This window comes from uncultured Williamsia sp. (assembly GCF_947494875.1).
GTDB lineage: Bacteria > Actinomycetota > Actinomycetes > Mycobacteriales > Mycobacteriaceae > Williamsia_A.
In genome coordinates this window covers 14,303-26,002 of sequence record NZ_CANLWM010000009.1, presented here as the reverse complement: position 1 = coordinate 26,002, position 11,700 = coordinate 14,303, and the positions used below count along the sequence as shown (strand labels likewise).

Here is an 11,700-nt window from a genome sequence, read left to right as displayed (position 1 = left end):
CCCCCGGCCCCGACGGACGGCGTGCCCGTGGGGACCGGGGGAGCGGCAACGGTGTCACCGCAGGTCGGATGCGGCCTTCTCGAGACGCTTGCGGGCGCGACGGCTCAGCACCACGCCTTCGTCCTGCGCCTGGGCGGCGAGCGCCTCGGCGCGGGCGCGCGCCTGCTGCACCAGATCGGGTCCACGGTCGCGGGCGGAGTCGGCCAGGTCGGAACCACGGTCGCGGGCGCGATCGGCGAGATCGGAGCCGCGGTCCTTGGCCGTGTCCAGCAGGTCCGCACCGCGGTCGCGGGCGCGGTCGGCGAGGTCGGAGCCGCGGTCCTTGGCCGTGTCCAGCAGGTCGTCAGCGAACTCGGAACCACGCTTGCGGGCCTTCTTGGCCAGCTTGTCGCTCTCCTTCGACGCTTTCTTCGCGAGCTTGTCGCGCTCCTTCGAGGCCTGCTTCGCGAGATCCTCGGCGCGCTTGGACGCCTCCTTGGAGGCCTCCTCGGCGCGCTTGCGGGCGGCCTTGGCGGCCTTGCGGCCCAGCTCCGCCCCACGCTCGGCGGCGGACTCCGCGATGGGGGTGGCCTTCTCCTTCGCGGCCTCCGCGAGCGGGATCGCGCGATCCCGGGCGGCCTCGGCCAGCGGGACGGCCCGCTCCTTGGCGGCCTCGGCGACGACGGGCGCCTTGTCGCGGGCGACCTCGGCGAGGTGACCCGCCCGGTCCGCGGCGATCGACTTCAGGTGGTCGAAGCGGTCGTCGTCGTCACCGACGAACGGGATCGCCGAGGTGACCGCGTCGGAAGCGTGCTCGACGGCCTTGCGGCCGCGGTACGCGACGGACGGCTTGCCCTCGGTGTCGACGGCGGTGATCAGCAGGCCGCCGAGAAGGCTGATGTTCTTGAGGAAGTGGATGAGCTGGGCGTTGCGCGCCTCGGCGTCCTCCTCGTTCCAGAAGTCGTGCCCGGCCAACGTCGTCGGCACCAAGGACCCCGCGAGGGCGAGCGCAGCGATGCGGGGGATCTTGCCGGTGGCCAGCAGGACGCCGCCGCCGACCTGGACCGCCGCGTTGATCCGCACCAGGCTCTCGGTGTCGTCGGGCAGCGGGTCGGTGATGTCGTCCGGCAGGGTGTCCTGGGACTTCTTCACGAACGGCCGCGCGGTCTCGGCGAACGGCTGCGGGTTTCGCAGAGCGGTGACACCGGACGCGATGAACACACTCGCGAGCATCGGTCGGGCAATTCGGCGGATCAACACTGATGGGCCTCCTCGGGCAACGGACAGTCACACGCCGGAGACCCGGATGACTCGGGCAACGGCAGGGCGAGCACGACGTTACCGGCAGCGACCCCCCGCAGGAGGGGTCCCGACACGCCTCACCAGCCGCGTTCGCGCCATTCACCCAGGTGGGGCCGTTCGGCGCCCAAGGTCGTGTCCAGACCGTGACCGGGGTGGACGTTGGTCTCGTCGCCGTAACGGTCGAAGACCTTGGTGGTCACGTCGTCCAGTAGGCGCTCGAAATCGCCTGGCTCCCAGGTCTTCCCGACGCCGCCGGGGAACAGGCAGTCGCCGGTGAACAGGTGGGTGGTGCCGTCGACCTCGAGAGCGAGAGCGATGGACCCCGGGGTGTGGCCGACGAGGTGGATCGCCGTCAACCGCAGGTCGCCGACCTCGACGACGTCCCCGTCGTCGATCAGACGGTCCGCCGCCACCGGGATCTCCGGCGCGTCGATCCGGCCCGCGGCGGTCGGGGCCCTCGTCGCGGCCGCGACGGCGGCCAACGCCTGCCAGTGGTCGAAGTGCTGATGCGTGGTGAGGATGGTGGTGAGCCGGCCCGGGACCGCCTCGAGGAGACCCAGGATGCGGTCCGCGTCGTTCGCGGCGTCGATCAGCAGCTGGTCTCCGGTGCGGGAACACGTGACCAGGTAGACGTTGTTGTCCATCGGGCCGACCGACATCTTCGTGATCGTCGCCGACGGCTCGGTCAGCCGGTGCGCACCCGACTGGTCGCTCACGTCGCCGGTGTAGTCGTCGGACAGGGGCACCTGAGCAGCGGTCATGTGGTCAACCTACCGTCGGTGTGATCCGTGCGACGGGCTGTTGTCGGGCCGATCCCGCCGCCACGCGCGGTGTCGGTGGCGGCACATACAGTGATCCAGGGCCGTGTATCCACGAGTCACGCACACGAAAGCAGGGGATCAACCAGTGGCAGACCGTCTGATCGTGCGGGGAGCTCGAGAGCACAACCTCCGCGGCATCGACGTCGACCTCCCTCGCGACAGCCTGATCGTCTTCACGGGCCTGTCCGGGTCGGGGAAGTCCAGCCTCGCGTTCGACACCATCTTCGCCGAGGGGCAGCGTCGCTACGTCGAGTCGCTCTCGGCCTACGCGCGCCAGTTCCTCGGTCAGATGGACAAGCCCGACGTCGACTTCATCGAGGGCCTCTCGCCGGCGGTGTCGATCGACCAGAAGTCGACGAACCGGAACCCGCGGTCGACGGTGGGCACGATCACCGAGGTCTACGACTACCTCCGGCTGCTCTACGCCCGCGCCGGCACCGCGCACTGCCCGGAGTGCGGCGCCGCGATCGCCAAGCAGACGCCGCAGCAGATCGTGGACCAGGTCCTCGAGATGACCGAGGGGACCCGCTTCCAGGTGCTCGCGCCCGTGGTGCGCACCCGCAAGGGCGAGTTCGTCGACTTGTTCGCCTCGCTGCAGACGCAGGGGTTCTCACGTGTCCGTGTCGACGGCGTCGTGCATCCGCTGACCGAACCGCCGACGCTGAAGAAGCAGGAGAAGCACGACATCGAGGTCGTCGTCGACCGTCTCGTCGTGAAGGCCTCGGCCAAGCAGCGTCTCACCGACTCCATCGAGACCGGGCTGCGTCTGGCCGACGGGATCGTCGTGCTCGACTTCGTCGACCTCGACGAGTCCGATCCCGAGCGCGAGCGGCGGTTCTCCGAGCGGATGGCCTGCCCCAACGGCCATCCCATCGCCATCGACGACCTCGAGCCGCGGTCGTTCTCCTTCAACTCGCCCTACGGCGCCTGCCCGGAGTGCGACGGCCTGGGCATCCGGAAAGAGGTCGACGAGGAGCTCGTCGTCCCCGACCCGGAGATGACCCTGGCCGAGGGTGCGATCGCGCCGTGGTCGACCGGCCACAACGCCGACTACTTCCTGCGGCTCATGTCCGGCCTCGCCGAGCAGATGGGCTTCGACGTCCACACACCGTGGAACCGGTTGCCCGTCAAGGCCCGCCGCGCGCTGCTCAACGGCAGCGACCACCAGGTGCACGTCCGGTTCCGCAACCGGTACGGCCGGACCCGCTCGTACTACACCGAGTTCGAGGGGGTGATGAAGTTCCTGCACCGGCGCATGGAGCAGACCGAGTCCGAACAGATGAAGGACCGGTACGAGGGGTACATGCGCGACGTCCCGTGCCCGGTCTGCTCGGGTGCACGCCTGCGGCCGGAGATCCTCGCCGTCACCCTCGACCACCCGCGGTTCGGCACGAAGTCCATCGCCGACGTCTGTGCGCTGTCGGTGGCCGACTGCGCCGACTTCCTCACCGACCTGACCCTCGGCGCGCGGGAGCAGGCCATCGCAGGCCGCGTCCTCAAGGAGGTCCAGGCCCGGATCCGGTTCCTCCTTGACGTGGGTCTGGAGTACCTGTCGCTGTCCCGGGCCGCGGGGTCGCTGTCGGGTGGCGAGGCGCAGCGCATCCGTCTGGCGACGCAGATCGGATCCGGCCTCGCCGGGGTGCTCTACGTCCTCGACGAGCCGTCGATCGGGCTGCACCAGCGCGACAACCGGCGCCTCATCGACACGTTGACCCGCCTGCGGGACCTGGGCAACACGCTGATCGTCGTCGAGCACGACGAGGACACCATCCGCGCCGCCGACTGGATCGTCGACATCGGACCGCGGGCGGGTGAACACGGGGGCAAGGTCGTCCACAGCGGCCACTACGACGACCTGCTGGCCAACACCGAGTCCCTGACCGGTGCCTACCTCTCGGGGCGCGAGTCGCTTCCCATCCCGACGCGACGCCGCGCCATCGACACCAAGCGACAGCTGAAGGTGATCGGTGCGCGTGAGCACAACCTCGGTGGCATCGACGTGGCGTTCCCGCTGGGCGTCCTCACCGCGGTCACCGGGGTCTCGGGGTCCGGCAAGTCGACGCTCGTCAACGACATCCTCGCCACCACGCTCGCCAACAAGCTCAACGGCGCGCGGCAGGTGCCGGGCCGGCACACCCGCATCACCGGCCTCGACCACCTCGACAAGCTCGTCCAGGTCGACCAGTCGCCGATCGGCCGCACCCCGCGGTCGAACCCGGCGACCTACACCGGCGTGTTCGACAAGATCCGGACCCTGTTCGCCGCGACCACGGAGGCCAAGGTCCGCGGCTACCAGCCGGGTCGGTTCAGCTTCAACGTCAAGGGCGGTCGCTGCGAGGCGTGCACCGGCGAGGGCACCATCAAGATCGAGATGAACTTCCTGCCGGACGTCTACGTCCCGTGCGAGGTGTGCCACGGTGCGCGCTACAACCGCGAGACCCTCGAGGTGCACTACAAGGGCAAGACGATCGCCGAGGTGCTCGACATGCCCATCGAGGAGGCCGCCGACTTCTTCGAGCCGGTCACCTCGATCCACCGCTACCTCAAGACGCTCGACGAGGTCGGCCTCGGTTACGTCCGCCTCGGACAGCCGGCCCCGACCCTGTCCGGCGGTGAGGCGCAGCGCGTCAAGCTGGCCTCGGAGTTGCAGAAGCGCTCGACCGGCCGCACGGTCTACGTCCTCGACGAACCGACCACGGGTCTGCACTTCGAGGACATCCGCAAGCTGCTCGACGTCATCAACGGACTGGTCGACAAGGGCAACTCCGTGATCGTCATCGAGCACAACCTCGACGTCATCAAGACCGCGGACTGGATCATCGACATGGGACCCGAGGGCGGTTCCGGCGGCGGCACCGTCGTCGCGGAGGGCACACCCGAGCAGGTCGCCGGCGTGGCGGAGAGCCACACCGGGGGCTTTCTGCGGGAGATCCTCACCCCGGAGAAGCCGGCGGCTCGTCGGAAGAAGGCCGCCACGGCGACACCGGCCAAGGCCCAGAAGAGCGCCTCGAAGAACGGCGCGGCGAGCCCCCGGTCACGGGCCCGCGCCTCTGCCTGACGGTTGGTCGAGGTCAGCGGACCGGGCCGGTGTACTTCTCGCCCGGGCCGTGACCGGGCTCGTCGGGGACGGCGCTCGCCTCGCGGAAGGCGAGCTGCAGGCTCTTGAGGCCGTCGCGGATCGGTGCGGCGTGCAGTCCGAGGTCGGGCAGGGCGGCGGTCACCAGACCGGCGAGTGCCGTGATGAGCTTGCGGGCCTCGTCCAGGTCGACGCGGTCGCCCGCGCCGGGATCATCGGCCAGGCCGAGCTTCTCCGCCGCCGCGCTCATGATCATGACGATCGACCGGGTGACGACCTCGACGGCCGGGATCTCCGCGAGCTCCCGGACATCCTCGGAATCGGGATTCTGGGACATGGCTGTTAGACTTCCACGTCAGACCGCCCCGGCGAGAGCCGGGGTTTGCAAGTGGAGCCCGCTCCCACCGTCCGACACGGCTCAGCCGCAGTCGTACGGTCCGGTCACCGCATCGCCTCCCACCAGGGAATACCGATGTGGTGCCTCCCGTTGGAGGTGGCACGTGCGTGGGTCCTGCGGACCCTCTCGACGCTGCCGACCGGTCAGTGTGGGCCCCGCCGATCGCCGATCGGACGGGGCTTTTTCGCTGGCTGAGGGTGTTCGACGAGCAACGCGTCGCACGACGTGGGAGGTTCCGGTCCGCCGGCGCCGTCCCGCACCATCGAAGTACTAACGAGGAGGCCCCATCAGCACAGAGACCCGCATCAACGAGCGCATCCGCGTCCCGGAGGTCCGACTCGTCGGGCCCAACTCGGAGCAGGTGGGCATCGTGCGTGTTGAAGATGCCTTGCGATTGGCCATCGAGGCCGATCTCGACCTGGTGGAGGTGGCGCCCGACGCCCGTCCGCCGGTCTGCAAGATCATGGATTACGGCAAGTTCAAGTACGAGGCCGCGCAGAAGCAGCGTGAGTCACGTCGTAATCAGCAGATGACGGTCATCAAGGAGCAGAAGCTCCGACCGAAGATCGACGACCACGACTACGAGACCAAGAAGGGTCACGTCATCCGGTTCCTGGAGGCGGGCTCGAAGGTCAAGGTCACCATCATGTTCCGCGGGCGTGAGCAGTCGCGACCGGAGCTCGGCTACCGGTTGCTGCAGCGACTCGGCGCGGACGTGGGGGAGTACGGGTTCGTCGAGACGTCCGCCAAGCAGGACGGGCGCAACATGACCATGGTGCTCGCCCCCCACAAGGGCGCGAAGACGCGCGCGAAGGTCGCTGAGGCCCGCGACGCCGGGCCGCAGGCGCACTAGCGCACGAGCACCAGACAAGCACCACCGGAAGAACTCGAGGAAACATCATGCCGAAGGCGAAGACCCACAAGGGGACCGCGAAGCGTTTCAAGGTCTCGGGCACCGGCAAGATCCAGCGGCAGAAGGCGAACCGCCGCCACCTGCTGGAGCACAAGCCGACCAAGCGCACCCGCCGGCTCGACGGCACCACCGTCGTCGCCGAGGTCGATGCCCCGCGCATCAAGCGCCTGCTGAACATCTGAGCCCCGCGCTCACCAACCCCGACCCGACCGCGCTGCGGTCGGCCGAGAAGTAACGAGGTACGCACGTGGCACGCGTGAAAAGGGCGGTCAACGCCCAGAAGAAGCGTCGGTCGACGCTGGAGGCATCCAAGGGCTACCGCGGCCAGCGGTCGCGGCTCTACCGCAAGGCCAAGGAGCAGCAGCTCCACTCGCTGACGTACGCCTACCGCGACCGTCGCGCCCGCAAGGGTGAGTTCCGCAAGCTGTGGATCGCGCGCATCAACGCCGCGGCCCGCGCGAACGACATCACCTACAACCGCTTCATCCAGGGCCTGAAGATCGCCGGCCTCGAGGTGGACCGCAAGATCCTCGCCGAGATCGCCGTCAGCGATCCCGAGGCCTTCACCGGCCTCGTGGACGTCGCCCGCAAGGCTCTCCCGGCCGACGTCAACGCCCCCGCGGCCTGACGCCGACCACACCGCACGCGACCGGACGACCCGTGATGGACGCGCTCACCGAGCGCTCCACACGGGTCGTCTCGTTGTCGAAGCTGCATCGCGCGGCACAGCGGCGGGACCGCGGAGCGTTCCTCGTCGAGGGCGCGAACGCGGTGATCGCCGCGCTCGCCGTCGGAGCGGTGCGGACCGTCCTCGTCCGCGAGCACGACGTGACGTCGTTCGCGGCAGTCCTCGACGACGCCAGCGCCGCCGGGGTCGAGATCGCCGTCGTCACGGCTCGCGCGGCGGACAAGCTGGCCGAGACCACCACGACGCCCGGACTCTTCGCCGAGTGCGCCACCCTCGACACCGACCTGGACGCGATCGTCACGTCGGGGCGTGACGGAGCCGTGGTCGTGGCGGTCGACCTCGCCGACCCCGGCAACGCGGGCACACTGATCCGCACCGCGGACGCCACCGGATGCGCCGGCGTGCTCCTGGCAGGTGACGCCGTCGACGTCCACAACGGCAAGTGCGTGCGGGCCAGTGCCGGCTCGGTGTTCCATCTCCCGGTCGCCCGCGATCGCGACGTCCCCGCCGCGCTCGCACGACTGCGGGACGCCGGGTACACAGTCCTCGCCACGGCCGCCGACGGCGAGCTCTCCCTCGACGATCTCGACGCCGCGGGCGCAGACGGTCCGCTCGCCGCCCGCGTCGCCTGGCTCTTCGGCAACGAGGCCCACGGACTGACGCCCGAGGTGGCGCGGGCCGCCGACCACCGCGTGTCCATCCCCATCCGCGGCCGGGCCGAGAGCCTGAACATCGCGGCCGCCGCGGCGATGTGCCTGTACGTCAGTGCCCGGGTGCGGGCCGCGCAGGTGTCCTGACCTGCGCTGCGGCGCCGAAAACCCCCTGGCCTCCATCCGATAGGCTCAAGACCCGGCGAGTCCCGCCGATCCCGTCCGACCCCCGAGGAGCCCGCCCCGTCGTGACCACCGACCAGACCAGCCCGGATGTCGACGGACTCGACCTCGGCCCGGCGGCCGAGGCCGCCGAGGCGGCCTTCGCCGCGGCCCGTGACCTGAGCGCGCTGGCAGAGGCCAAGACCGAGCACCTCGGGGACCGATCACCGATCGCACTCGCGCGCCGCCGTCTCGGCGACCTGCCCAAGGAGCAGCGGTCGTCGGCGGGCAAGGCGGTGAACGCGGCACGGTCGCGGGCGCAGGCCGCGCACGACGCACGACGCGACGAGCTGGTCGCCGAACGCGACGCCGCCGTGCTGGTCGCCGAGTCGATCGACGTCACGCTGCCCACCGCACGGCGCCCCCTCGGTGCCCGCCACCCGGTCACGGTGATCGCCGAGCAGGTCGCCGACGTCTTCGTCGGCATGGGGTGGGAGATCGCCGAGGGCCCCGAGGTCGAGACCGAGCAGTTCAACTTCGACGCGCTCAACTTCCTCCCGGACCACCCGGCGCGCTCCATGCAGGACACCTTCTACATCGCGCCGGAAGGGTCCCGGCAGGTGCTGCGGACCCACACCTCCCCGGTGCAGGTCCGCACCATGCTGGAGCGCGACGTGCCGATCTACGTGGCCTGCCCCGGCCGCACCTTCCGCACCGACGAGCTCGACGCCACCCACACACCGGTGTTCCACCAGGTCGAGGGACTCGCCGTCGACAAGGGCCTGACCATGGCGAACCTGCGCGGGACGCTGGAGATCCTGGCCAAGGCGATCTTCGGCCCCGACACCACCACCCGGATGCGCCCGAACTACTTCCCGTTCACCGAACCGTCGGCCGAGGTCGACGTGTGGTTCCCGGCCAAGAAGGGCGGCGCCGGCTGGGTCGAGTGGGGCGGTTGCGGGATGGTCAACCCGGCGGTGCTCCGCGCGAGCGGGATCGACCCGGAGGTGTACTCCGGCTTCGCGTTCGGCATGGGTCTCGAGCGGACCCTGCAGTTCCGCAACGACCTGTCCGACATGCGGGACATGGTCGAGGGCGACGTGCGGTTCACGCTGCCCTTCGGTCCCGCCGTCTGACGCGGCGTCAGACCCCCTCTCGCAGAACCCCGTGTCGTAGAACCCCGAAAGAGGTCGATCCCGAGTGCGTGTGACCCAGTCCTGGATGGTCGACGTGGTGCGCGGCGGTGCGCCCGACTTCGTCGCGACGCCCGCCGCGCTCGACGCCGCGTTCGTGCGCGTCGGGTTCGAGATCGAGTCGCTGGAGGAGTTCCCCGAGATCACCGGCCCCCTCGTCGTCGGCCGGGTGGTCGAGATCGAGGAGCTCGAGGGTTTCAAGAAGCCGATCCGCTTCTGCAGCGTCGAGGTGGGCGAGAGCGAGCCGCGGGGGATCGTCTGCGGCGCCCGCAACTTCGCCGAGGGCGACCTGATCGTGGCGGCGCTGCCGGGCGTGGTGCTGCCCGGTGACTTCGCGATCGCCGCGCGGAAGACCTACGGCCGCACCTCCGACGGGATGATCTGCTCGGTCACCGAGCTCGGCGTCGGCGACGACCACTCCGGCATCCTCGTGCTCGAACCCGGGTCCGCCGCGCCGGGCGACGACGCCCGCGAGGTGCTCGGCCTCGCCGACTGCGCGATCGACGTGAACGTCACCCCCGACCGTGGCTACGCGTTCAGCGCCCGCGGCCTCGGGCGGGAGCTCGCCGCGAGCTTCGACCTCCCGTTCGTCGACCCCGCCGACCGCTCGATCGCCGCGGCGGCGTTGACCGGTGGGGGGAACTCGCCGGCGGTGCGTGTCGAGGAGGCGTCGTCGGCGACGCGGTACTGCGCGCAGGTGGTTCGCGGGATCGACCCGGCGGCACAGTCGCCGTGGTGGATGCGCAAGCGACTCCTGGTGGCCGGTGTGCGCCCGATCTCGGCTGTCGTCGACGTCACCAACTACGTGATGCTCGAGCTGGGTCAACCGCTGCACGCGTTCGACGCCGCGCACGTCGCCGGCACGATCACGGTGCGTCGCGCGACCGCGGGGGAGACCCTGACCACCCTCGACGGCACCGACCGCACCCTCGACCCCGACGACGTCGTCATCGCCGACGACGCCGGGCCGATCGCGCTGGCCGGTGTGATGGGTGGCGCCCACAGCGAGGTGTCCGACGCGACCACCGACGTGATCCTGGAGTCGGCACGCTTCGACCCGGTCGCGGTGTTCCGCACCGGCCGGCGACACCGCCTGTCCAGCGAGGCGGGCAAACGGTTCGAGCGCTCGGTCGACCCGGAGCTCGCGCCCGTCGCGCTCGCCCGTGCCGCGGAGTTGCTGGTGGATCTGGCCGGGGGCCAGGCGGATCCGTCGTACACCGACGTGCGCGTCGACGTGCCGGCCGGCGTGATCGTCGTCGACGCCGACCTGCCGGACCGGGTGGCCGGGGTCGAGTACCCCCAGGGCACCACCGTCCGACGGCTCGAGCAGGTGGGGTGCGCCGTCACCGGCACCGGACCGCTCACCGTCGAGCCGCCGTCGTGGCGCCCGGATCTGCGCGGGCCCGCCGACCTCGTCGAGGAGGTGCTGCGCCTCGAGGGGCTCGAGAACATCCCGGCGATCGCGCCGAGCGCTCCCGCGGGGCGGGGGCTCACCCCGTCGCAGCGCCGACGTCGCGCCATCGGCAGGGCACTGGCCGTCTCCGGACACGTCGAGGTGTTGCCGTTCCCGTTCCTGCCCGCCGACGTGTTCGACGCGTGGGGGCTGCCCGCCGACGACCCTCGTCGGGCCACCGTGCGCGTGCTCAACCCGCTGGAGTCCGACCGCTCCGAACTGGCCACCACGCTGATCCCCAACCTGGTCGAGATGGCCGTCCGGAACATCACCCGCGGGCAGCGTGATGTCGCGCTGTACACGATCGGCCAGGTCGTGCTCGGCGACGGCGACGTCCATCCGGTCGCTCCGATCGACGTCTCGGACCGACCGACCGACGAGCAGATCGCCGAGCTCTACGCCTCGCTCCCGCGGCAGCCGCTGTCGGTGGCCGTCGTGCTGGCCGGCAACCGCGAGCCGGCGGGACCGTGGGGTGCCGCGCGCGCCGTCGAGCCGTCGGACGCCTTCGAGGCGGCGCGCATCGTCGCCGAGGCGTCCGGCGTGACGGTGCGGATGGTCGCCGACGACCACCTGCCGTGGCACCCGGGTCGCTGCGCACGGGTCGTCGCCGACGGGCCCGACGGTCCCGTCGACGTGGGATGGGCCGGTGAGCTGCACCCGCGCGTCATCGAGAACTCGGGACTGCCGGCACGGTCGTGCGCGGTCGAGATCGACCTCGACGCCCTGCCCATCGGGACGGCACTGCCTGCGCCTGCGCTCTCGGCGTTCCCCGCCGTGCTGCAGGACGTCGCCGTCGTGGTCGACGCCGCGGTCCCGGCGGCCGACGTGCAGGACGCACTCGCGCACGGCGCCGGCGCGCTGCTCGAGGAGATCCGGCTGTTCGACGTGTTCACCGGCGAGCGTTTGGGGGAGGGCCGCAAGTCGCTCGCCTTCGCGCTCCGGTTCCGTGCACCCGACCGGACGCTCACCGAGGACGAGGCCAGCGAGGCCCGTCTCGCCGCCGTCGCGCACGCGGAGCAGGCGGTCGGAGCGCGTCTGCGCTGAGGTGCGCGCCCCGACCCGATTC

The 11,700-nt window shown here is 70.8% G+C and carries 10 protein-coding genes; 7 read left to right on the top strand and 3 right to left on the bottom strand.

Annotation, left to right across the window (positions count from 1 at the left end):
• Positions 1-54: 54 nt before the first annotated feature.
• Positions 55-1,212, bottom strand: coding sequence for a DoxX family membrane protein (locus Q1A98_RS19660; protein ID WP_299576619.1), 1,158 nt, complete (start codon positions 1,210-1,212; stop codon positions 55-57).
• Between the two features lie 146 nt (positions 1,213-1,358).
• Positions 1,359-2,042, bottom strand: a complete 684-nt coding sequence (locus tag Q1A98_RS19655; protein WP_299576617.1) for an MBL fold metallo-hydrolase — start codon at positions 2,040-2,042, stop codon at positions 1,359-1,361.
• 145 nt (positions 2,043-2,187) lie between these two features.
• On the opposite strand from Q1A98_RS19655, the gene uvrA reads away from it, so the two are divergent.
• Positions 2,188-5,160, top strand: coding sequence for an excinuclease ABC subunit UvrA (uvrA, locus tag Q1A98_RS19650; RefSeq protein WP_299576615.1), 2,973 nt, complete (start codon positions 2,188-2,190; stop codon positions 5,158-5,160).
• Positions 5,161-5,173: 13 nt separating this feature from the next.
• Here the strand turns inward: uvrA and Q1A98_RS19645 are convergent, their stop codons facing one another.
• A complete protein-coding gene (locus Q1A98_RS19645; RefSeq protein ID WP_299576613.1) occupies positions 5,174-5,515 on the bottom strand; it encodes a DUF1844 domain-containing protein in 342 nt (113 codons plus the stop codon).
• A gap of 346 nt (positions 5,516-5,861) precedes the next feature.
• On the opposite strand from Q1A98_RS19645, the gene infC reads away from it, so the two are divergent.
• The 6 genes from infC to pheT all read left to right on the top strand — a co-directional run bounded on the left by infC (position 5,862) and on the right by pheT (position 11,678).
• On the top strand, positions 5,862-6,428 hold the full coding sequence (infC, locus tag Q1A98_RS19640) for a translation initiation factor IF-3 (protein WP_299577038.1): 567 nt from the start codon (positions 5,862-5,864) through the stop codon (positions 6,426-6,428).
• A 47-nt stretch (positions 6,429-6,475) separates the two neighbouring features.
• Positions 6,476-6,670: a 50S ribosomal protein L35 gene (gene rpmI, locus Q1A98_RS19635; protein WP_299576611.1), complete on the top strand. Its 195-nt coding sequence runs from the start codon at positions 6,476-6,478 to the stop codon at positions 6,668-6,670.
• A 65-nt stretch (positions 6,671-6,735) separates the two neighbouring features.
• Entirely contained in the window at positions 6,736-7,116 is a 381-nt protein-coding gene (gene rplT / locus Q1A98_RS19630; protein ID WP_299576609.1) for a 50S ribosomal protein L20, read from the top strand.
• A gap of 35 nt (positions 7,117-7,151) precedes the next feature.
• The gene (locus Q1A98_RS19625; RefSeq protein WP_299576607.1) at positions 7,152-7,973 is read left to right on the top strand and encodes an RNA methyltransferase; all 822 of its coding nucleotides are present in this window, start codon (positions 7,152-7,154) and stop codon (positions 7,971-7,973) included.
• A gap of 101 nt (positions 7,974-8,074) precedes the next feature.
• Positions 8,075-9,124, top strand: a complete 1,050-nt coding sequence (gene pheS, locus Q1A98_RS19620) for a phenylalanine--tRNA ligase subunit alpha (protein ID WP_299576605.1) — start codon at positions 8,075-8,077, stop codon at positions 9,122-9,124.
• A gap of 64 nt (positions 9,125-9,188) precedes the next feature.
• On the top strand, positions 9,189-11,678 hold the full coding sequence (gene pheT, locus Q1A98_RS19615; RefSeq protein ID WP_299576603.1) for a phenylalanine--tRNA ligase subunit beta: 2,490 nt from the start codon (positions 9,189-9,191) through the stop codon (positions 11,676-11,678).
• Positions 11,679-11,700 lie beyond the last annotated feature (22 nt).

What these genes read in the sequence shown, in the direction of transcription:
- Q1A98_RS19660 (WP_299576619.1), bottom strand. Translation starts at nt 1,212, where the DNA reads ATGCTCGCGAGTGTGTTCATCGCGTCCGGTGTCACCGCTCTGCGAAAC.
- Q1A98_RS19655 (WP_299576617.1), bottom strand. Translation starts at nt 2,042, where the DNA reads ATGACCGCTGCTCAGGTGCCCCTGTCCGACGACTACACCGGCGACGTG.
- Q1A98_RS19645 (WP_299576613.1), bottom strand. Translation starts at nt 5,515, where the DNA reads ATGTCCCAGAATCCCGATTCCGAGGATGTCCGGGAGCTCGCGGAGATC.
- rpmI (WP_299576611.1), top strand. Translation starts at nt 6,476, where the DNA reads ATGCCGAAGGCGAAGACCCACAAGGGGACCGCGAAGCGTTTCAAGGTC.
- Q1A98_RS19625 (WP_299576607.1), top strand. Translation starts at nt 7,152, where the DNA reads ATGGACGCGCTCACCGAGCGCTCCACACGGGTCGTCTCGTTGTCGAAG.